The following is a 21,239-nucleotide window of genomic DNA, read 5'->3' as shown; positions in this document are numbered from 1 at the left end:
ACCGTTGCCGTCAGCGCCGCGGTGCTGCTCACCGCCGCCCTCGTCCTGTTCTCCACGCCGGTGATCCCGGTCGCATGATCCCGCTCGCGCAACAGGAGAAGATCAGCATGTTCCGCAGCATCCTCATCGGCGTCGTCTCGTTCGCGATCACCGGCGTCATGATCCTCGGCAGCGGCCTGCAGGGTTCGGGCTATATCGGCTGACCTTGCCGGCCGCTCCGGCGGTCCCTTTTCTCAGGAACGTATCGCGGGCACACCCGCTTGTTCGGCACCCCTCTCTCGCTTTCGGAGCCGTGCCGATGTCCGACGACCTTATCATTGACCGAGTCCACGAGGATGCGCTCCCCGGTGAGGAGCGCTCCCTCGATCCCAAGCCTGAGTGGCAGCCACGCTATCGCGGATCGGATCGCCTGAAGGACAAGGTGGCCATCGTCACCGGTGCCGATAGCGGGATCGGCCGCGCGGTCGCCGCGCTCTACGCCCGCGAAGGCGCCGATGTCGCCATCATCTATCTGAACGAACACCGCGACGCAGAGGATACGGCCGAGGCCGTCCGTGCCGAAGGCCGCCGCGCGCTCACCATTGCCGGCGATGTCGGGGACAAGGCGTTTTGCGAGGACGCCGTTCGGAAGGTGATCGCCGAGTTCGGCCGCATCGACGTGCTGGTCAACAATGCCGGGGAGCAGCATCCCGACAAGGACATTGTCGACATTACCGAGCAGCAGCTGCGCCGTACCTTCCAGACCAACATCTTCGGGATGTTCTTCATGGTCCAGGCCGCATCGCCGCACCTCGAGCAAGGGGCGACGATCGTCAACTGCACCTCGGTGACGATGTACCAGGGCGAACCGGAACTGCTCGACTATAGCTCGACCAAGGGCGCCATCACCGCCTTCACCCGCAGCCTGTCGATGAACCTGATCGAGAAGGGTATCCGGGTCAACGCCGTGGCGCCGGGCCCGATCTGGACCCCGCTCAACCCCAGCGGCGGCGCGTCGCCGGAGAAGCTCGAGCATTTCGGCGAAAGCGTGCCGATGGGCCGGCCCGGCCAGCCCAACGAAGTCGCCCCGGCCTTCCTCTTCCTCGCCTGCGAGGATTCGAGCTACATGTCCGGCCAGGTGCTTCACCCCAATGGCGGGACGGTCGTCAACGGCTGAAGGCGTGCCGCGCCGGTGTCACACCGGCGCGGTTTCGCCGACCAGCCCGGTGGGAGCCTCCTCGCCGCGCGAATAGACGCCGGTGAGAACCCCCGCGGCAAGCACATGCCCGGCCATCGCCTTTACAAGCGCGCCGCGCCCGGGATTTTCGCCGACCTCGCAGCCGCCCCCGAGCGCGAACAGCTGGAACGTGTAGTTGTGCGGTCCATGGCCCGTAGGGGGGTCGGGCGGCAGCCAGCCTTCGCCCAGATAGCTGTTGCGGCCGACGTCGGTACCTTCCGCGTCCCCGACGCCATCGGCGCGGATCGCGCCTTCCTTCAGGTCGCCGTCGACCGGCAGGCCCCAGACGACCGCATGCACCAGCGGCTGGGGGGCGGGCGCATCGGGATCCTCGACGATCAGCGCCAGGCATTGGGTGCCCTCGGGGATGCCGGTCCAGAACAGCGGCGGGGAGATGCCCTCGCCGTCGGCGGTGAACCGCTCCGGCAGGCGCCCCCCGTTCGCAAAGGCGGGGCTTGCAAGGTGGAGCACCTCGAAGCTGCCGAGCTCCGGCTGGACGATCGCCAGCTTGTTGGCGCCGGCGCGCAGGCCCTTCAGCGCGCTTCCCAGCCAGTGCGGTATATGTTCGAGCATCGCGGACTCTCTCCCGTTTGGCAGCCAAACGCGCCGGGCCACGCGATTATCCCGCGTTAAAGGTCCAGCTTCTCGTAATCGGCCGGCGGCGTGATTCCCTCCATCCGCTCGGCGAGCAGCTGGCGAAAGCTCGGGCGGCTCTTCATCCCGATATACCAGCGCTTGGCGAGCTCGTGGCTCTTCCAGTCGATGCCGCCCAGATAATCGGCGACCGAGATCTGCGCCGCCGCGGTGATGTCGGCAAGGCTCATCGTCGCCCCCGCCAGCCAGGTGCGATGGTCGAGCAGATAGTCGATATAGTCGAGATGGCCGACGGCCGCCTTCATCGCGTCGCGCAGCACCTTGGCGTCAGGCGGCTGGCGATAGACGATGCGCTTGATCATCCGCTCGTGCAGCAGCGGCGCGGTGATGTCGCTGTAGAAGTTGTTGTCGAACCACACGACCAGCCGGCGGATCTCGGCGCGATCCACCGCCGAGCCGTTGAGCAGCGCATTCTTGCTCACCGTCTCCTCGAAGAACTCGCAGATCACCGTGGAGTCGATCAGCGTCACGTGGCGCTCTGCATCGATCATCACCGGCGTCTGGCCGGTGGGGTTCAGATCGAGAAACTCGTCGCGCCGCTGCCAGGGCGATTCGCGCACCGGCTCATAGGCGATGCCCTTCTCGCCCAGCAGGAGCCGGACCTTGCGCGAGAAGGGACAGAGCGGGAATTGAAGGAGCTGCCACATGGGGCAAGCCATAAGCAGCGGAAATGGGCCGGGGAAGACTCGTTATATGGCTCGCCGCATTTCCGGGGATCCAGCGGATGCCGGGCGCGCCCCATTCGGGGCACGACGGGCGAAGGTTTCCAAGCCCCCGCCACGATACAGGAGGTGGGGACGGGCCCCACCCCCTGTCGATCATTCCGCCGCCACCGCCTCGACCGTGTCGCTCAGCGGATGCGGCAGCCGGGTGAGCATCTCCTTCGGCACCACCTGCCAGAACTTGCCCACTTCGCGGTCCCAGTCTTCCAGCAGGCCGTTCGACCATTTGCTGTCGGTCGCCTCGGCATGCGCCTCGACCAGCGCCCGCAGCTTGCCCTCCCAGTGGCTGGAGGCAAGGCGCGCCCAGGTGATGTTCTCCGGGTTGGCGTGGCGCTCGAAGCTGCCGTCCACGTCATACACGAACGCCATGCCGCCGGTCATGCCCGCGCCGAAGTTCATGCCGACCCGGCCCAGCACCACCGCGGTGCCGCCGGTCATGTATTCGCAGCCGTTGGCGCCGCAGCCTTCGACGACCACGTCTGCGCCCGAGTTGCGCACCGCGAAGCGCTCGCCCGCCTGGCCTGCCGCGAACAGCCGGCCGGAGGTCGCGCCATAGAGCACGGTGTTGCCGATGATCGTGTTGTTCCACGATTCGATCGGCGAGCTGACCAGCGGCCGCACGACGATCACGCCGCCCGACAGACCCTTGCCGACATAGTCATTGGCGTCGCCGAACACCTCGAGCGTGATGCCCTTGCACAGGAACGCGCCGAGCGACTGGCCGGCCGAACCGCGCAGCCGGACATGGACATGCCCGTCGCTCAGCGTCGACATGCCGAAGGTGTTGGTCACCTCGGACGAGAGCCGGGTGCCCACCGCGCGGTGCGTATTCCGCACCGAATAGGTGAGCTGCATCTTCTCCCCGCGCGCGAACACCGGGGCGGCATCCTTGATCATCTGCGCGTCGAGACTGTCCGGCACCGCATTGCGGAAGGTGCTGAGGCTGAACCGCCGCTCGGCATCGTCCGCATCCACCTTGGCGAGGATGGGATTGAGGTCAAGATCGTCGAGATGCTCGGCGCCGCGGCTGACCTGGCGGAGCAGCTCGGTGCGGCCGATCACGTCGTCCAGGCTCTTGCAGCCGAGCTTGGCGAGGATCTCGCGCACTTCCTCGGCGATGAAGGTCATCAGGTTGATGACCTTTTCCGGCGTGCCGACGAACTTGGCGCGCAGCTTCTCGTCCTGGGTGCAGACGCCCACCGGGCAGGTGTTCGAATGGCACTGGCGGACCATGATGCAGCCCATCGCCACCAGGCTCAGCGTGCCGATGCCGAATTCCTCGGCCCCCAGGATCGCGGCGATGACGATGTCGCGCCCGGTCTTGAGGCCGCCATCGGTGCGCAGCTTGATGCGGCCGCGAAGACCGTTGAGCGTCAGCGTCTGGTTCACCTCCGACAGGCCCATTTCCCAGGGCGTGCCGGCATATTTGATCGAGGTGAACGGCGAGGCACCGGTGCCGCCATTGTGGCCGGCGACCAGGATCACGTCTGCATGGGCTTTGGCCACGCCCGCCGCAACGGTGCCGATGCCGGCCGAGCTGACCAGCTTCACGCACACCCGCGCACGCGGATTGATCTGCTTCAGATCGTAGATCAGCTGCGCCAGATCCTCGATCGAATAGATGTCGTGGTGCGGCGGCGGCGAGATCAGCGTCACGCCGGGCGTTGCATGGCGCAGCTTGGCGATGAACTCGGTGACCTTGAAGCCGGGCAGCTGCCCGCCCTCGCCGGGTTTGGCGCCCTGGGCCACCTTGATCTCGATCTCGTCACAGGCGTTGAGATATTCCGCCGTCACGCCGAACCGGCCCGAGGCAACCTGCTTGATCGAGGAATTGGCGTTGTCGCCATTCTCGTACGGCGTGTAGCGCGCCGAATCCTCGCCGCCCTCGCCCGAGACGGCGCGCGCGCCGATCCGGTTCATTGCGATCGCCAGCGTCTCGTGCGCCTCGGGGCTGAGCGCGCCTAGGGACATGCCCGGCGTGACGAAGCGCTTGCGGATCTCGGTGATCGCCTCGACCTGGTCGATCGGCACGCCGCTCTCGGGGAAGTTGAACTCGAGCAGATCGCGCAGATAGACCGGCGGCAGGTCGCGCACGCCGCGCGAGAAGGCGAGGTAGCTCGAATAGCTGTCGTTGGAGACCGCGGTCTGCAGCTGGTGCATCAGCTGCGCGGAATAGGCATGCGCCTCGCCGCCTGCGCGCTGGCGATAGAAGCCGCCGACCGGCAGCGTCGCGACGCCCGCGTCATAGGCCGCCTCGTGGCGCATCATCGCCGAGAGGTGGAGCGAGGCATAGCCCTCGCCCGAAATCTTGGCGGGCATGCCGGGGAACAGATCGTTCACCAGCGCGCGGCTGAGTCCCACCGCCTCGAAGTTGTAGCCGCCGCGGTACGAGCTGATCACCGCGATGCCCATCTTCGACAGGATCTTGAGCAGCCCCTCGTCGATCGCCTTGCGGTGACGCTTGAGGCAGTCGGCGAGGCTGATCTCGCCGAACAGGCCGCGCGCATGGCGATCGGCAATCGCGGCTTCGGCCAGATAGGCGTTCACCGTGGTCGCACCGACGCCGATCAGCACCGCATAATAATGCGTATCGAGGCACTCGGCGGTGCGGACATTGACGCTCGCATAGGAACGCAGCCCCCGGCGGACGAGATGCGTGTGCACCGCCGCCGCCGCCAGCACGCCGGCAATCGCCGCCTTGTCCGGCCCGCTATGCTCGTCGGTGAGGAACAGCTCGGTGCAGCCGGCGCGGACGGCCTGTTCGGCCTCGTGCCGGATGCGCTTGATCGCCGTCTTGAGCGATTCGGGATCGCCGTCCGCCGGGAAGGTGCAGTCGATTTCGGCCGCGTTCGTCCCGAAATGCGCGCGCAGGCGGTGCCAGTCGGCATTGGTGAGCACCGGGCTCTCCAGCACCAGCACCGGGCTCCCCGCCCCTTCGGTATCGAGGATGTTGGCGAGATTGCCGAACCGCGTCTTGAGCGACATCACATAGCGCTCGCGCAACGGATCGATCGGCGGGTTCGTCACCTGGCTGAAATTCTGCCGGAAGAACTGGCTGATCAGCCGCGACTTGTACGAGATCACCGCCAGCGGCGTATCGTCGCCCATCGAGCCGATCGCTTCCTTCGCGGTCTCGACCATCGGCGCGAGGATCAGCTCCATGTCCTCCAGCGACTGGCCGGCCGCGACCTGGCGACGCGACAGTTCGGCGCGGTCATAATATGTCTCGGCCGGCGCCGCGGGCAGGTCGTCGATCGACAGGAAGCCCTGCACCATCGAGGCATAGTCCGCCTCGCCGGCGATCTGGTCCTTGATCGCGCGATCGGAGAGCAGCTTGCCCTCGTCCAGATCCACCGCGATCATCTCGCCCGGCCCGAGCCGGCCCTTGGCGACCACGTTCGCCTCGGGCACCGGCACCATGCCGGTCTCCGAGCCGACGATCAGCAGCCCGTCCGAGGTTTGCGTATAGCGCAGCGGGCGGAGCGCGTTGCGGTCCATGCCGGCGACCGCCCAGCGGCCGTCGGTCATCGCAAGCGCTGCGGGGCCGTCCCACGGCTCCATCACGCTGGCGAGATACTGGTACATCGCGGCATGCGCGGGCGGGGTATCCTCGTCCTGCTGCCAGGCCTCGGGCACCAGCATCAGCTTGGCGGTCGGCGCGTCGCGGCCCGAGCGGCAGATCGCCTCGAACACCGCGTCGAGCGCGGCCGTGTCCGACGCGCCGGCCGGGATCACCGGCTTGATGTCCTCGCTCTGCTCGCCGAACGCGATGCTCGCCATCTTGATCTCGTGGCTGCGCATCCAGTTCTGGTTGCCGCGGATCGTGTTGATCTCGCCGTTGTGCGCCAGGCAGCGGAACGGCTGCGCCAGCCACCATTGCGGGAAGGTGTTGGTGGAATAGCGCTGGTGGAAGATCGCGACGCGGCTCTCGAAGCGCGAATCCTTCAGGTCCGGATAGAAGTCGGACAGCGATTCGGCGAGGAACAGCCCCTTGTAGATGATCGAGCGGCACGAGAGCGAGCAGATGTAGAAGCCGCCGACCTGCGCCGCGATCACCCGCTTCTCGATGCGGCGGCGGATCAGGTAGAGCTGGCGCTCGAACTCGGCGGCGTCCATCGCCTCGGGCATCGGCCCGGCGATCATGATCTGCTCGATCTCGGGGCGCGTCGCCTGCGCCTTCATGCCGATGACCGAGACGTCGACCGGCACCTGGCGCCAGCCATAGATGGTGTACCCGGCCTCGATGATCTCGCTCTCGACGATGGTGCGGCAGGTCTCCTGCGCACCCAGGTCGGTGCGCGGCAGGAAGATCATGCCGACGGCGAGGCGGTTGGGCAGCACGCGGTGGCCGCTGCCGACAATCTGCTCGTCGAAGAAGCGTAAGGGGAGATCGACATGGAGGCCGGCACCGTCGCCGGTCTTGCCGTCGGCATCGACCGCACCGCGGTGCCACACCGCCTTCAGCGCGTCGATCGCCGACTGGACGACGCGGCGCGACGACTGGCCGTCGGTCGCCGCGACCATGCCCACGCCGCAGGCATCGCCTTCATATTCGGGGCGGTACATGCCCTCGCGGGCGAGGCGTTCGCGCTCGGTTGCCAGCGTCTTGATCATCACTTCTCGTCCTGTTCTGCGGCGTGCGTTGCCGCGGTCGCCAGCGTCCATTCCCCCAGGCCGCGGATCGCGGGCCGGGGGGAGCGGCGCGGCCGTCTCACTTTGCCTTTGCCTTTGCCGTGGCCAAATATTCGGCCTCGGCCGCCTCCCGCGCCTTCTTCAGCTCCGCCGCATGGTCGGTGCCGAGTTGAACGCCCCAGGTCTTGCTGGCCTGCATGATCCTGGTGTTGACCAGCTGCATCTTCCTCGCCGCCGAGCTTGCACCAAACGCGGTGATTGCGGGGTAATCCGCTTCCGTCAGGTCGGACACCGCCGCCTGTACGGCAAGCTTCTGCCCTTCCTCGCCGGATGCTGCGCCCTGCTGCTCCAGCGCAGCGGTGGCGCGCGCCCGCATCTTCACGCCGGTGGGACTTTCGAAGAAGGTGATCGTGTCGACCATCTCGTCCGGCTCCAGCTCGTCGCGGACGATGGCGGCCAGCTGCTCGCGCAGGCTGGGGAGACCGGCGACGGCAAAGCGCGCCAGCTCCTTGGAGACGCGCTCCGCAACGAAGTCCTGCATCCCCGGATTGGCGTCGTAGATCGCCTTGCCCGCAGGATTGGCCGCCAGGCTGTCGCCGAAACCCTTGCGGAAGCCGATCGCGATCAGCGCCGGCATCTGCGCCTCGGGAACGATCAGGCCGGCGAGCCGTGCGGCGTCGCCCGCCTGCGGCGCGCGGGTAGCCGGCTCGGTCTGGGCGAATGCGAGCGTCGGCGCGGCACCGGCGATCAGCAGGGCGGCAAACAGCGTCTTCATGCCAGGCTCTCCTCGCGTGCTGCCTCGGCGGCCGATGCCTTGGCGTGCGCCTTCATCCAGGCGTGCATGTGCGCGGCCACGTCGCGGCCGTCGCGGATCGCCCAGACGACCAGGCTCGCGCCGCGGACGATGTCGCCCGCGGCGAACACACCCTCCAGGCTGGTCATCATCGTCTTGCCATCGGTGCGCAGCGTACCCCAGCGGGTGACGCCCAGTTCCTCGGCGCCGAACAGCTTGGGCAGATCCTCGGGCTCGAAGCCCAGCGCCTTGATGACGAGATCCGCCGGCATCTGCAGCGCCCCACCGGGATCGACTTCCGGCGCGCGGCGGCCCGAGGCGTCGGGCGCACCGAGGCGCATCTTAGAGGCGCGCACGCCTGTCACCTGCTCGGTCCCCTCGAAAGCTTCCGGGGCGGAGAGCCAGACGAATTCGACGCCCTCTTCCTCGGCATTGGCGACTTCGCGCTGCGATCCCGGCATGTTGGCCCGGTCGCGGCGATACAGGCACTTCACCGAGGCCGCCCCCTGGCGGATCGCGGTCCGCACGCAGTCCATCGCGGTATCGCCGCCGCCGACGACCACGACATGCTTGCCCAGCGCATTGAGGCTGCCGTCCTCGAAGGCGGGCACATTGTCGCCGAAGCTCTTGCGGTTGGAAGCCGTCAGATAGTCGAGCGCATCTACCACGCCCTTGGCGCCGACCCCCGGCGCCTTGATGCCGCGCGCCTTGTAGACGCCGGTGGCGACCAGGATCGAATCGTGGCGCTGGCGCAGCTCGCCAATCGTCGCGTCGCGGCCGACCTCGAAATTGCGGTGGAAGACGATGCCCGCCTGCTCCAGCCGGTCGACGCGCCGCATCACCACATCCTTCTCCAACTTGAAGCCGGGGATGCCATAGGTGAGCAGGCCGCCCGACCGGTCATACCGATCATAGACATGGACCGCATAGCCATAGCCACGCAGATATTCGGCGGCGGCAAGACCTGCCGGCCCCGCACCGATGATGCCGACCGACTGGCCGCGATCGCGGCCGACCTGCACCGGCTCCACCCAGCCTTCGGCCCAGGCGGTATCGGTGATGAACTTCTCGACCGATCCGATCGTCACCGATCCGTGGCCGGAGAACTCGATCACGCAATTGCCTTCGCACAGCCGGTCCTGCGGGCAGATGCGGCCGCAGATCTCGGGCATGGTCGAGGTGCTGTTGGACAGCTGATAGGCTTCGCGCAGCCGACCCTCGGCGGTCAGGCGCAGCCAGTCGGGGATGTGGTTGTGCAGCGGGCAGTGGACCGAACAATAGGGCACACCGCACTGGCTGCAGCGACCCGCCTGCGATTCGGCGTCGGGCACCGCATAGCGTTCCGCGATTTCGCGAAAGTCTTCCGCGCGCAGCTGGGCGGGGCGCTTGGCCGGATACGCCTGCGGGCGTCCGACGAATTTGAGCATTGGATCGTCAGCCATGCCGCCCCCGTACAGGAGAGCGGCAAACCAATAAAGACAGCAATGCTTACCTATAGACCCCCATCAAGGCGGATTTTACAGGTGAGATGAAAAATTTCACCCCATATATGGCCGATACGGCCTTAACGAATGGAAAGCCAAATTAGGGCCGCCACTCCGGCAACAATACGATAATAGGCGAAGGGGGTGAAGCCATGCTTGCTCACGATACCGACGAACCACTTGATCACGGCAAGCGCGACCACGAACGCCACGACGAAGCCCACGCCGATCTCGCCCCAGCCCACACCGCTCGTCGTCAGCATCTCGCGATTCTTAAGCAGTTCCAGCGCGGTTGCGCCCAGCATCGTCGGGATCGCGAGGAAGAAGCTGAATTCGGCCGCCGTTCGACGCTCGACACCCAGCGACAGCGCGCCCATGATCGTCGCGCCCGAACGGCTGACGCCCGGCACCATCGCCAGGCACTGGACGAAGCCGATGCCGATCACGCGCACTACGGGAATCTCGGCGATGCCGTGGATCGTCGCCGACTTGACCAGCCGCTCGATCACGAGGATCGCGACGCCGCCGACGATCAGCGCCCAGGCAACCACCTTGGGCGCACCGAGCAGCGCCTCGATATGCTTGTGCAGCACCAGGCCGATGACCGCCGCGGGGATGAACGCGATCAGCAGGTTGCGCACGAACCGGATCGATACCGGGTTCAGCTTCAGCAACCCCTCCGTCACCGCCCAGAAGGTGCGCCAGTACAGGACCACCACCGCCAGGATCGCGCCGAGCTGGATCACGACGTTGAACATCGCCCAGCGCGCCGAATCATAGCCCATCAACTCGCTGGCAAGGATCAGGTGCCCGGTCGAGGAGACCGGCAGGAACTCGGTAACGCCTTCGACGATGCCGAGCAGGATCGCCACCAGCAGCGTGGTCATGGGAAAGCTCCTTGCAGGGTAGCGCCATGCGGCCCCTGCAAGGCACCGCCTGGCCGGAAGATCGGGATCAGGCGGCGGTGCGGAAGCGGCTGAACCGGCCGGCCTGGCGGAAGCGCACCAGCCAGCTCGGCGCCACCGTCGCCAGCGGCGTCGGCGTCACGCCCAGTGCGGCAAGGCCTTCGTCCCCCGCCGGCACCACATTGTCGGCCTGCAGCATCGCGAACTGATCGCGGGTGATCGGCGTGCCGGGCAGCGACGCGATCAGTCCACTGATCGAATCGGGCAGTTCCACCAGATGCGGTGCGCGGCCGATCGCACCGGCGATCCAGCGCAGCAGCGCGCTCATGCTCAGCACGTCGGGACCGCCCAGTGCATAGGTCTTGCCGCCATGCGCAGCCGGATCGGCAAGCGCCGCGGTGATCGCCTGGGCGACGTCCACCACGAACACCGGCTGGAACCGCGTTTCGCCGCGCACGACCGGCACGATGTTCAACGGCGCGCCGGCGATCATGCCGGCAAAGCGGTTCACGAACGCATCCTCGCGGCCGAACACGATCGACGGACGCAGGATCGTCGCACCCGGGAACGCCGCGAGCACGGCCTGCTCGCCGGCCGCCTTGCTGCGGCCATAGGCGGACGGGGAAGCGGCATCGGCACCGAGCGCCGAGATGTGCACCAACGCGGAAGCGCCAGCGGCCTTCGCCGCTTCGGCGACGTTGCGCGCGCCTTCGACATGCACCTTGTCGAAATCACCCGAAAGGATGCCGACGAAGTTCACCACCGCGTCGCTGCCCTGCAATGCGCGGGCGAGCGTCTCGGGCTTGGTGATGTCGCCGACGACAAGCTGGGTCTGGCCCAGATTGCCCTGGGTCTTGAGGAACCAGGCGTCGCGGGGCTTGCGCTCGACGACGCGGACGCGCGCGCCGGCGGCGAGCAGCTCCTGCGCCACGTAGCGGCCCAGAAAGCCACCACCGCCGATCAGGGTTACCAGCCGATCCTTCATCTTGCGCCTCTTTGCCTCGCGTACGTGCGGCCCCAATGCCGTGCGGACGGCTAAACGGCAAGCGGCGCGCGAAGTCCAATATTTTTCGCAAAAAGTGTTTGACACCTCCCGCAAACCTCCACTAGAGGCGCCGGCCTACCCCGTGCCCAGATGGCGGAATTGGTAGACGCACCAGCTTCAGGTGCTGGCGATCGCAAGGTCGTGGAGGTTCGAGTCCTCTTCTGGGCACCACTTCCCTCTTTCATGGGGGAAAGGCCAAAATCACGTTATCAACGACTTGGCGCTCCGGTCTCTGACTGGCAGCGCCTCGTTGCGTTTTGCCTTGGGGCGGCCCCCATGCTGCATGTGGTGGACCTGCGCCCGTCGGCACCGGGTGATCGATATCGCCTGTAAAAGTGCGGAAGCACTTGCGAAATAGCAGCACGGCTCTAGCCTTTGTGCGACCAGGCCGAACAACGGCCGGCGTCAGGAGAGAGTCCATGCATCTCGATCGTCGATCGCTGCTGTCTGCCACCGGCCTCGGCGCCGCTTCCCTTACCAGCGGCGTGCACGCGGCTCGGGCGCCGGGGGCCTTCACCGGGGATTGGGAGTCATTGGTCCGGGGCTACCGCGCGCCCGACTGGTTTCGCGACGCCAAGTTCGGCATCTGGGCGCACTGGTCGGCACAATGCGTGCCCGAGGCGGGTGACTGGTATGCGCGCGAAATGTACCTGCAGGGTTCGCGCGCGTACAAGCATCACCTCGCCACCTACGGGCACCCGTCGCGCACCGGCTTCCTGGAAATGTATCCGCGCTGGACCGCCGCCAAATGGGATCCCGAGCGGCTGATCGAACTCTATCACCGCGCCGGCGCCAGATACTTCATGGCACTGGCCAACCATCACGACAATTTCGACTGCTACGCCTCGCGCCATCATGGCTGGAACGCCACCCGCATCGGGCCGCGGCAGGACATTGTCGGCCGCTGGGCGAAGCTCGCGCGGGCGAAAGGCATGCGCTTCGGCGTTTCCAACCATTCCGCGCACAGCTGGCACTGGTACCAGCCCGCCTATGGCTATGATCCGGAAGGGCCGCTGGCCGGCACGCGCTACGACGCCGCACGGCTGACCAAGGCGGATGGCGGCGGCCGCTGGTGGAACGGGCTCGATCCGCAGCAGCTCTACACCGGCTCGGTGATGCCGATGCCGGACGGCCTGACCACGATCAAGGATGCCAATGCCTGGCATGAGAAGCATGACCGGGTGTGGGACGAGGCTGCGCCCGCGGCCAATCCGTGGTTCACCCGCCACTGGGCCGCGCGCTGCCAGGACCTGATCGACCAGTACCGGCCGGACATGGTCTATTTCGACAATTTCACCCTGCCGCTGGGACAGGCCGGGCTCGACATCACCGCCCATTTCTACAACCAGTCGATGCACTGGCATGGCGGGCGCAACGAGGCGGTGGTGACCGCCAAGGGCACGCCCGTTGAGCGTCGCGCGGGCATTGTCGACGATGTCGAGCGCGGCGTGCACGACGATATCCAGCCTTATCCGTTCCAGACCGACACCTGCATCGGCAACTGGCACTATGACCGCGACCTCTACGAACGCGACGGCTACAAGACGCCGGCCAAGGTGCTCCACACGCTCTGCGACGTGGTGTCGAAGAACGGCAATCTGATGCTCTCCGTGCCGATCCGCGGCGACGGCTCGATCGACGAGAAGGAAGAGGCGATCGTCGAGGGCATTGCCGCGTGGATGCACCGATATGGCACGGCGATCTACGGCACGCGGCCGTGGCGGCTGTTCGGCGAAGGCCCGACGCGCCCGAAGAGCGGCGACTTCAACGAAGGATCGAAGGAGTCTCCCTATACCGCGCGTGACATCCGCTATGTGCGCAAGGGCGATGCGGTGCATGCGCTGGTGCTGGGCTGGCCCGAGGACGGCGTGGCGACGCTGCCGGCCCTTGCCCGGCGGGGCACGGTCCGCCGCGTTACCCTACCCGGCTCGCGCGCGCCCCTGGCCTTCCGGACCGGTCCGGAGGGGCTGCGCGTGACGCTGCCCGATGCGCATCGCAATGCAATCGGCGTCGCGCTGATCGTGGAGGGGGACCAGCTTGCATAGCGGCCCCCGCACCATGCAGGTGCGGAGGCCGTACGAACTCAGCGGCGCGATGTTGCAGTGGCTGCCGGCACCGCCGGCGGCGGAACGGCCGCACCGGCTGCCGGCGCTGTCGCTGCCGCGGCGGCGGGGACGCCAGCAGGGACCGGTGCTGCGCCCGCCCCATCCGGCGGCGGCACGGCGCCCGGCGGCGGGGGCGGCGGAGCACCGGCACCCGGCGGCGGAGGCGGCGGTGCGCCCGGGCCACCCGGCGGGGGCGGCGGCGGACCGCGGCGATCCTGCGGGCCGTGCGGTGGACCGCCCACCGCACGAACATTGCCCTGCCCGTCGATCAGGAAGGAGGCATGAAGCTGGCCGTCGATGAACCGGCCCTGCGCCGTCACCGTGCTGCCGCTCGCCACGTCGCCACCGTCGGGGCCGACATCGACCAGCGTGCGTCCCGAGCTGTCCTGCAGCACGAAGCGATCGCCGTAGCGTTCGGCCACGCGGCCCTTCACCGTCACGATGCCGCTGGTCTGCGAAAGCCTGGCGGCCGCCGTCGGCACGGTCGGTGCCATTTCCACCGGCGGCCGGGTGAGCTGCACCGCGCCGGCACCGCCCACGGCGCCCAGCGCCAGCAGCACGGCACCGCCCAGCGCAATGCGGTTCCGCGGCGACAACCTGGTTTTCAGATCGGTCATTCCATCAACTCCTCTTGGGTCTTCGATGGGGCCGTTCTACCGAGTCGCTCCCGACCCGCGCTGAACTTGGCGGTTCAGATTGGGTTTAAGCCCGGGAGCTAGGCGAGGACGATGCGGATCCTGCTGGTAGAAGACGATCCCGATCTCGGCCCCGCCATCGCGCGGGCGCTGCGGGCGGAACATTGCGCGGTCGATCTCGCGGCCGACGGCATCGACGGCCAGCATCTGGGCGAGACCGAAGCCTATGACGCGGCCGTGCTGGACCTGGGGCTCCCGGGCCGGACGGGCGCGGAGATCCTAGCCGCGTGGCGGGCGGCCGGACGCACCCTGCCCGTGCTCGTGCTCACCGCGCGCGAAGCCTGGGCGGACAAGGTGACCGCGTTCAAGGCGGGCGCCGACGATTATCTGACCAAGCCGTTCCGCGTCGAGGAGCTGATGATGCGGCTGCGGGCGCTGGTCCGCCGCGCCGCCGGGCATGCCCAGACGCGGATTACCTGCGGCCCGCTCGCCTTCGAAAGCCAGACCGGCCAGTTCGAGCTGGACGGGCTGCCGCTCAAGCTCACCGCGTTCGAATGGCGCGTGCTCTCCCAGCTGATCCTGCGCCGCGAGGTGGTGATCGAGCGGCTGGAATTGCTGGAGCGCGTCTACGAGGGCGATGCGGATGTCGATTCGAACAGCCTCGAGGTCATCATCGGCCGGCTCCGGCGCAAGATCGGTGCCGAGCGGATCGAAACGGTGCGCGGCCGCGGCTACCGCCTGACCTGCCCGGCATGAGCCGCCGCTCGCTCCGCCTCCGGATGCTGCTGCTGTCGGTGCTGGCGACGCTCGCCGCGCTGGCGCTCGCCGGTTGGACGATGGCGGGCGTGCTCGGCCGGGTGGTGACCGGCGGCATCGACCAGCGCCTCGATTCGCAGCTGGCCGTACTGGCGAGCGTGGTGCGCGACGACGGCAGCGTCGATCGCAAGCGCTTGTCTGCGCTGCAGGGAAGTCTGGCCGCCGGGCCCGGCTGGCGCTGGCGGATCGCGGGGCCCGCGGGAACGATCGGCTCGAGTGACTTTCCGGAGCTCCGCGCACGATTGCCGCTGCCCCCGGGCGCGGACGCCCTGCCCCCCGTCCCGCTCGATGGCGAGGATCGCAGGGGCCATGTCCACGCCCGCCGCCTCGTGCTCGAGAGCGCGGCCGGTCCGGTGACGCTGACCGCTGCCGCACCCGGCCGCGTGATCGGCCAGCCGGTTCGCGACGCGCTGGTGCCGCTCGCCACCGTGATCCTGTTGCTGGCGGTGATCTTCGCACTGTCCGCCTGGCTCCAGCTGCGCTTCGCCCTGCGGCCCCTTGCTGCGCTGGTCGGACAGATCGCGGAGCTGCGCCGCGGCGCGCGCGCGACGGTCGAGGAGGCCCAACCGCAAGAGCTGCAGCCGCTTGCCGACGAGCTCAATGCGCTCGCCGCCGCCAATGCCGCCACGCTGGCCGCCGCCCGCCAGTCGGCCGCCAACCTTGCCCATGCGCTGAAGACGCCGGTGGCGACGCTGGCGCTCACCGTCACCCCGGGCAGCCCGGAGGAAGCACAGGTCCACCGCATCGAAGGCGTGATCCGGCACACGCTGGCGCGCGCGCGCGCCGCCGCGGTGAACCGGCGCGCCAGCACCCCCGTCGCCGGTATCGCGGCCGATGTGGCGGACGTGATCGGGCGGCTGCGCCCGGCCATCGCCACGCACCGTATCGTACCGGACGATATCCGCGTCGCCATCGATGCGCAGGATCTCGCCGAGATGCTGGGCAACTTGCTCGACAATGCCGCGCGCCATGCGCGCACCACGGTCCGGGTAACCGCCGCATATGCCGCGCCGGGCGAGGTGCAGGTGACGATCGAGGATGACGGCCACGGCATCCCGGCGGACCGCCGCGAGCAGGTGCTGCAGCCCGGCGTCCGGCTCGACGAGGGACCGGCGGGCGACGGCTTCGGCCTTGCGATCGTGCGCGACCTGATCGCGCTCTATGGCGGGCGCATGTCGCTCGGCGAAAGCGCGATGGGCGGGCTCAGCGTGGCGCTGCACTGCCCGGGCGGCGGCGCCTAGGCGGGCGGGGCGGCGGTGGAGCTGCGAGCCACCAGCGCATAATCGAGGACCCGGTCGCGCGGCGCCGGGATGCGGCCAGAAACGGCACGCGCCTCGTCCGCGACCAGCGCCAGCGCCTCGGCGGCAAGACGGCGGACGGGCTGATGGATGGTGGTGAGCGGAGGCCACAGCGTCACCGCCGCCGTGGTGTCGTCGAAGCCCACCACGGTCAGCTGGCGCGGCACGTCGAGCTGGCGACGATGCGCGACCGATACGATCGCGGCGGCCATGTCGTCGTTACTGGCGAAGATTGCGGTCGGCGGCGTCGGCCCGTCGAGCAGTTGCTCGCCCGCGGCCAGTCCGGAGACATAGCTGAAATCGCCCTGGGCGATCTGCACTGTCGCATCCCGCGTCTCGCGCAGCGCATCTTCGAGCCCGGCGCGTCGCTCCAAGCTTGCTGCCTGGTTCGGATTGCCGAGCACGAAGCCGAGCCGGCGATGCCCCTGGTCGAGCAGATGACGGGTCATCTCATAAGCGGCACGGCGGTCATCGATCCGCACGCAGGTGGCGCCGGGCACGTGGTGCGCGGCGATCGCGGCGATCGGGACGTTCAGTCCGCGCAGCGCCTGCAGCACCGCCGGTGCCTCACCCAGCGGCGGCGCGAGCAGCACGCCCGAAAGCCCCGATGCGGCAAATCGCGCAAGCGCGTCGGCGGACGGAGCCCGCCCGCCCTCTCCCTTCAACAGCACGAGCCGGGCGCCGCGGGTAGAGGCCTCCTCGAACACCCCGGTCAGCAATTCGCTCATGAAGGCAGCGCTGGGGTTGGAATAGACGACGCCGATCCGCAGCTCCGCCGACGTGACCAGGCTGCGCGCGGCGACATTGGGAACATAGCTGAGCTCCGCGATCGCGCGCTCCACCGCCTCTCGCGTCGCCGGGCTCACGCCGCTGCGGCCGTTGATCACGCGGGACACGGTCATCGCCGACACGCCTGCGCGCGCCGCGACGTCGATCACCGTTGCCCCCTGCACCGGCCGCCCCGCCTTTGCCACGCCTCGTTTCTCCCGCTCTGCAAACCGACAGCACGTACGCGATGGGGATGAATCCGGGAAGCGGCGATGCGCTGCTTGCTCCGCCGGGGCTGGCGGCTATGCAGGTCCCCCCGCCACGGAGCCCTGTTGATGCGCCACATCCTGCTGCTCGACCTGAACGACGATCCGGAGGCGATCGCCGCCTATCGCCACTGGCACCGGCCGGGCGGCCCGCCCGCGGCGGTGATCCGATCGATCCGCGACGCCGGGATCGAGTCGATGGAGATCTGGCACACGGGCGATCGTCTGGTGATGGTCATGGAGACCGGACCCGCCTTCGATCCGGAGGCCAAGCGTCAGCGCGATGCGACCGACCCCGATGTGCAGGCATGGGAGACGCTGATGGACGGCTTCCAGCGCCGCCTCGGCTTTGCCGAGCCGGGCGTGAAGTGGGTGCCGACCGAACAGATTTTCGCGCTCGCGGATCAACCCTGAGCCACTAGCGCTCGCCTCAATGTTTTGAACGACTTGCAACCAGCACCGCACGGGCCGGTTGTCTCGTTGCCCCGTACCGGGCGCAGGACAGGAGTGCGGGATGCGCAACGACACGGAGCAAGCTGGAGACGGGCGATCACGCGTGGCCGTGATCAGCGGCGCCTCGAGCGGGATCGGCCGGGCCACCGCCGAGCGGTTCGCGGCACTGGGCTGGCAGTTGGTACTCGCCAGCCGCGACGCCGAAGCGCTTAACGCCCTGGCCGAGACATTGCGCGGTCGCGGGGCGCGCGTCCGTATCGTCCCTACCGATATCGGCGACGCAGCGGCGGTGGAGGCCCTGGCCAACGCCGCCCGGACCTTTAGCGGGACGATCGACCTCTGGTTCGCCAATGTCGGGGTCGGGGCAGTCGGGCGCTTCGAGGACGTGCCGGTCGAGGCACATGTTCAGGTGCTGCAAACCAACCTGATCGGCCATCTCCACGAGGCGCATGCCGCGCTGCCGATCTTCCTGCGGCAAGGCCATGGCGTGTTCGTCAACATGATCTCGATGGTGGGCTTTGCCGCCGCGCCGCTTGCTGCCGCCTATTCGGCCAGCAAGTTCGGGTTGCGCGGCCTGTCGGAGGCGCTGCGCGCGGAAATGGCGGCGCATCCGCGCATCCACATCTGCGACGTCTATCCGGCGCTGGTCGATACGCCGGCGCTCGATCACGCCGCCAATTATACCGGCAGGGCACTGCATCCGCCGACGCCGATGCTCGACCCGCGGCGCGTCGCCGAAGCGGTCGTGCGACTGGCCGACCATCCTCGCGCGACGACGCTGGTCGGTGCGCAGAACTGGGGCGTCCGCATCGTCCACGCGCTGGCACCGACGCTGAGCCTGAAGCTCGTCGATCGCTGGTTCGAGGGCTATTTCGCCGCGGCGGCGGCCGCGCCGGTCACCGCCGGCAACCTGTTCCAGCCGCCGCAGGACCGCCCCGCCATCGACGGCGGTTATCGCAAGCCGCTATCACGCCGGCTGCCGCTGCTGGTCGCCGGCGGCCTGGTGGCGACGCTCGCCGGTGCGGCGCTGCTACACCGGCGCCGCACGGCATGATACCGTCCGATCCCGGATCGAAAGGAATACGCATGACCGCCACCTCCCCGAGCGACCGCACCGAGACCGAGCGCCGTGCACACCAGGTCGATGCGCAACATCGCCTCCCGCGCGAAGGCCAGGTGGATGCGCTTGCCGGCACCGATGTCGACGGCATCCCGCTGACCGGCGAGGAAGACCCGTTCGTGGAAGTGGAAGGCTTTCGCGATGCCTGCCCATCGGCGGACCCGGAAGGCGAGGCAGAGGCGCATCCTTCCTGAACCGAGCCGTTCAGCGGTCATCGCGGGGGAGGGGCGATCGCGATTAGTTACAGCAACACATCCACGGCGTGGATCGCCACGCCCACCAGCCCGCCGACCACCGTGCCGTTGATTCGGATATATTGCAGGTCGCGGCCCACGGCATTCTCCAGCCGCGAGGTAACCGTCTGCGCATCCCAGCCACGGATGGTGTCGGACACCAGCCGGACGATGCCGTCACCATAGTCCGACGCAGCACCGACCGCTGCGCGCCGAACGAAGCGATTGATCGTGCGTGCAAGCCTTGCATCGGTCTGCAGCGTCCCGCCGAACTGGCGCAGCGCCTCGCCCATGCGGCCGCCCAGTGCCCGCTCGGGATCGCGCGCCAGCCGCAGCATCGCGGCGCGGCTCTGCTCCCACAGCCCGTCGATCCAGCGCTGGAAACCCTGATTCTCCAGCATCTCCAGCTTGAAGCTTTCCACGCGCGCCTGCAGTTCGGGATCGTGCTGCAGGCGATCGGCGAGGCTCTCCAACCCCTCTTCGATCTTGGCGCGGACCGCATGGTCGGGGTTCTCCGCCATCTCGTCGATCAGCTTCTTCAGCCCCTCGATGATCTTGGTGGCGAGCGTTTCGTCCAGCCCCGTCCAGCGCATCACGGACCCTGCCCGGGCGTGCACCATCTCGCGGATCATATGCTCGTTCGCCTCGAGGATCCGCGCGGCGCCGCGAATCATCGAATCGAGCAGCGGCAGATGCCGGCCATTGGCGATCGCTGCAGCCAGCGCCTGGCCGAACAACGGGGCGACGTCGATCGCCCGTAGCCGGCCGGCAATCGCGCCCTTGGCCATGCCGCCCAGCCGCTCCTGATCGAGTGATTCGAGGATGTTCGCCGCCAGCCGCGACGCGCCTGCGCCGATACGGCCTGTGCCGTGCGATGGTGCCGTCAGCCAGCGCCCCGCCGCGCCGGCCACGTCCAGCCGCTGCATCCGCCGCGCCACCACGCGCGGAATCAGGAAATTGGCACGGAGAAACTGGCCGAGCGTCTCGGCGATGCGATCCTTGTTGCGCGGAATGATCGCGGTGTGCGGGATCGGCAGGTGCAGCGGGTGGCGGAACAGCGCGGTCACCGCGAACCAGTCGGCCAGCCCGCCCACCATCGCCGCCTCGGCGAAGGCGCGCACAAAGGGCAGCGCCGGGTGCAACTCCTGGAAATGGCGCGCGATCAGAAACAGCGCGGCCATCGCCAGCAGCAGGCCGGTGGCTACCATCCGCATCCGGCGCAGGCCGGCGGGCGGGGGATCGGTCCGAAGGCGGGGGGTAAGGCTCATGGCAGGTGCAACGCCGCGAATGCCCCGTCCGCTCCGCTCAGCCTTCGCGGTGGACCGCGAACGGGCCGTTCCCCTGGTTCACCGGCATCAGCTCCAGCGTGTTGACCGCGAAGTGCGGCGGCAGCGTCGCTACCCACAGCATCGTCTCGGCAATGTCCTCCGCGGTCATCGGGTTCACGCCCTTGTACACCTGGTCCGAGAATTCCTGACTGCCCGATCGGACCAGCGTGAACTCGGTCTCGACCATGCCCGGCTCGATCGAGGTGACGCGCACGCCGGTGCCGATCAGGTCGGCGCGCAGGTTGAGGGTGAACTGGCGGACGAACGCCTTGGTCGCGCCGTACACATTGCCGCCCGGATAGGGATAGGTCGCAGCCACCGATGACAGGTTGATGATCCCGCCCTTGCGCGCGACCAGGCCCGGCAGCAGCTTGTGGGTGATCGAGACCAGCGCGGTCACGTTGGTGTCGATCATCGTGCGCCAGTTGTCGAGCGAGGCCTTGAACGCAGGCTCCAGCCCGAGCGCGAGGCCGGCATTGTTGATCAGCAGGTCGATCTCGGAAAAGGGCGCCGGCAGGGTGGCGAGCGCTTCGTCGCGGGCGGCTTCGTCGCGAATGTCGAAGGCGAGGGTGTGGACGCGCTCGCCGGCAAGCATCTCCAGCCGATCGGCACGGCGGCCGGTTGCGACGACATGCCAGCCAGCATCGGCAAAGGCGCGGACCGAAGCTTCGCCGATCCCGGCGGTGGCGCCGGTGATGAGTACGGTAGGCATGGTAACTCCTGCGGTTAAACCGGTTTGGCTTCCTATACGCGCGTGGCAGCGGTT

Annotated in this window: 19 protein-coding genes and 1 tRNA gene; 9 read left to right on the top strand and 11 right to left on the bottom strand. The window is 68.2% G+C overall.

Annotated elements, in window-relative coordinates; genetic code table 11:
* Window positions 1-74: 74 nt before the first annotated feature.
* Together OIM94_RS13570 and OIM94_RS13565 are read left to right on the top strand one after the other, a co-directional pair.
* The gene (locus OIM94_RS13570; RefSeq protein ID WP_264607244.1) at window positions 75-203 is read left to right on the top strand and encodes a hypothetical protein; all 129 of its coding nucleotides are present in this window, start codon (window positions 75-77) and stop codon (window positions 201-203) included.
* Between the two features lie 95 nt (window positions 204-298).
* Complete coding sequence (locus OIM94_RS13565) at window positions 299-1,156, top strand: glucose 1-dehydrogenase (protein WP_264607243.1); 858 nt, start codon at window positions 299-301, stop codon at window positions 1,154-1,156.
* Window positions 1,157-1,174: 18 nt separating this feature from the next.
* Here the strand turns inward: OIM94_RS13565 and OIM94_RS13560 are convergent, their stop codons facing one another.
* The 7 genes from OIM94_RS13560 to OIM94_RS13530 form a co-directional block, all read right to left on the bottom strand.
* Entirely contained in the window at window positions 1,175-1,789 is a 615-nt protein-coding gene (locus OIM94_RS13560) for a YbhB/YbcL family Raf kinase inhibitor-like protein (protein ID WP_264607242.1), read from the bottom strand.
* A gap of 56 nt (window positions 1,790-1,845) precedes the next feature.
* Complete coding sequence (locus OIM94_RS13555; RefSeq protein ID WP_264607241.1) at window positions 1,846-2,517, bottom strand: glutathione S-transferase family protein; 672 nt, start codon at window positions 2,515-2,517, stop codon at window positions 1,846-1,848.
* 171 nt (window positions 2,518-2,688) lie between these two features.
* Complete coding sequence (gene gltB / locus OIM94_RS13550; protein WP_264607240.1) at window positions 2,689-7,206, bottom strand: glutamate synthase large subunit; 4,518 nt, start codon at window positions 7,204-7,206, stop codon at window positions 2,689-2,691.
* A 97-nt stretch (window positions 7,207-7,303) separates the two neighbouring features.
* Window positions 7,304-7,999, bottom strand: a complete 696-nt coding sequence (locus OIM94_RS13545; protein ID WP_264607239.1) for a DUF2059 domain-containing protein — start codon at window positions 7,997-7,999, stop codon at window positions 7,304-7,306.
* Window positions 7,996-9,459, bottom strand: a complete 1,464-nt coding sequence (locus OIM94_RS13540; protein ID WP_264607238.1) for an NAD(P)-dependent oxidoreductase — start codon at window positions 9,457-9,459, stop codon at window positions 7,996-7,998. The genes OIM94_RS13545 and OIM94_RS13540 overlap by 4 nt, the downstream gene beginning before the upstream one ends.
* Window positions 9,460-9,581: 122 nt before the next feature.
* Window positions 9,582-10,388, bottom strand: a complete 807-nt coding sequence (locus OIM94_RS13535; protein WP_264607237.1) for an undecaprenyl-diphosphate phosphatase — start codon at window positions 10,386-10,388, stop codon at window positions 9,582-9,584.
* A 67-nt stretch (window positions 10,389-10,455) separates the two neighbouring features.
* On the bottom strand, window positions 10,456-11,391 hold the full coding sequence (locus OIM94_RS13530; protein ID WP_264607236.1) for a complex I NDUFA9 subunit family protein: 936 nt from the start codon (window positions 11,389-11,391) through the stop codon (window positions 10,456-10,458).
* Between the two features lie 144 nt (window positions 11,392-11,535).
* Between OIM94_RS13530 and OIM94_RS13525 the strand changes: the two genes are divergently transcribed.
* Both OIM94_RS13525 and OIM94_RS13520 read left to right on the top strand, forming a co-directional pair.
* Window positions 11,536-11,622: transfer RNA gene (locus OIM94_RS13525), tRNA-Leu, on the top strand.
* Window positions 11,623-11,870: 248 nt separating this feature from the next.
* Entirely contained in the window at window positions 11,871-13,496 is a 1,626-nt protein-coding gene (locus tag OIM94_RS13520; RefSeq protein WP_264607235.1) for an alpha-L-fucosidase, read from the top strand.
* Window positions 13,497-13,534: 38 nt separating this feature from the next.
* On the opposite strand, the gene OIM94_RS13515 is transcribed toward OIM94_RS13520, so the two are convergent.
* A complete protein-coding gene (locus OIM94_RS13515) occupies window positions 13,535-14,173 on the bottom strand; it encodes a hypothetical protein (RefSeq protein ID WP_264607234.1) in 639 nt (212 codons plus the stop codon).
* A 111-nt stretch (window positions 14,174-14,284) separates the two neighbouring features.
* Between OIM94_RS13515 and OIM94_RS13510 the strand changes: the two genes are divergently transcribed.
* The gene (locus tag OIM94_RS13510; RefSeq protein WP_264607233.1) at window positions 14,285-14,947 is read left to right on the top strand and encodes a response regulator transcription factor; all 663 of its coding nucleotides are present in this window, start codon (window positions 14,285-14,287) and stop codon (window positions 14,945-14,947) included.
* Window positions 14,944-16,248 carry a sensor histidine kinase gene (locus tag OIM94_RS13505; RefSeq protein ID WP_264607232.1) on the top strand — a complete coding sequence of 435 codons (1,305 nt, stop codon included), beginning with the start codon at window positions 14,944-14,946 and terminating at the stop codon, window positions 16,246-16,248. Before OIM94_RS13510 ends, OIM94_RS13505 begins: the two co-directional genes overlap by 4 nt.
* On the opposite strand, the gene OIM94_RS13500 is transcribed toward OIM94_RS13505, so the two are convergent.
* Window positions 16,245-17,279: a LacI family DNA-binding transcriptional regulator gene (locus OIM94_RS13500; RefSeq protein ID WP_264607231.1), complete on the bottom strand. Its 1,035-nt coding sequence runs from the start codon at window positions 17,277-17,279 to the stop codon at window positions 16,245-16,247. The two genes, OIM94_RS13505 and OIM94_RS13500, sit on opposite strands and share 4 nt — an antisense overlap.
* A gap of 129 nt (window positions 17,280-17,408) precedes the next feature.
* On the opposite strand from OIM94_RS13500, the gene OIM94_RS13495 reads away from it, so the two are divergent.
* From OIM94_RS13495 to OIM94_RS13485, 3 genes are all read left to right on the top strand, one after another.
* Window positions 17,409-17,753, top strand: coding sequence for an L-rhamnose mutarotase (locus OIM94_RS13495; protein ID WP_264607230.1), 345 nt, complete (start codon window positions 17,409-17,411; stop codon window positions 17,751-17,753).
* A 100-nt stretch (window positions 17,754-17,853) separates the two neighbouring features.
* Entirely contained in the window at window positions 17,854-18,846 is a 993-nt protein-coding gene (locus OIM94_RS13490; protein ID WP_264607229.1) for an SDR family oxidoreductase, read from the top strand.
* A 32-nt stretch (window positions 18,847-18,878) separates the two neighbouring features.
* On the top strand, window positions 18,879-19,106 hold the full coding sequence (locus OIM94_RS13485; protein ID WP_264607228.1) for a hypothetical protein: 228 nt from the start codon (window positions 18,879-18,881) through the stop codon (window positions 19,104-19,106).
* Window positions 19,107-19,153: 47 nt separating this feature from the next.
* On the opposite strand, the gene OIM94_RS13480 is transcribed toward OIM94_RS13485, so the two are convergent.
* Together OIM94_RS13480 and OIM94_RS13475 are read right to left on the bottom strand one after the other, a co-directional pair.
* On the bottom strand, window positions 19,154-20,413 hold the full coding sequence (locus OIM94_RS13480; protein WP_264607227.1) for a DUF445 domain-containing protein: 1,260 nt from the start codon (window positions 20,411-20,413) through the stop codon (window positions 19,154-19,156).
* Between the two features lie 37 nt (window positions 20,414-20,450).
* A complete protein-coding gene (locus OIM94_RS13475) occupies window positions 20,451-21,185 on the bottom strand; it encodes an SDR family NAD(P)-dependent oxidoreductase (RefSeq protein ID WP_264607226.1) in 735 nt (244 codons plus the stop codon).
* Window positions 21,186-21,239 lie beyond the last annotated feature (54 nt).

The sequence above is a fragment of the Sphingomonas sp. R1 genome (assembly GCF_025960285.1).
Lineage (GTDB): Bacteria > Pseudomonadota > Alphaproteobacteria > Sphingomonadales > Sphingomonadaceae > Sphingomonas.
This window is presented reverse-complemented; position numbering and strand designations above follow the sequence as displayed.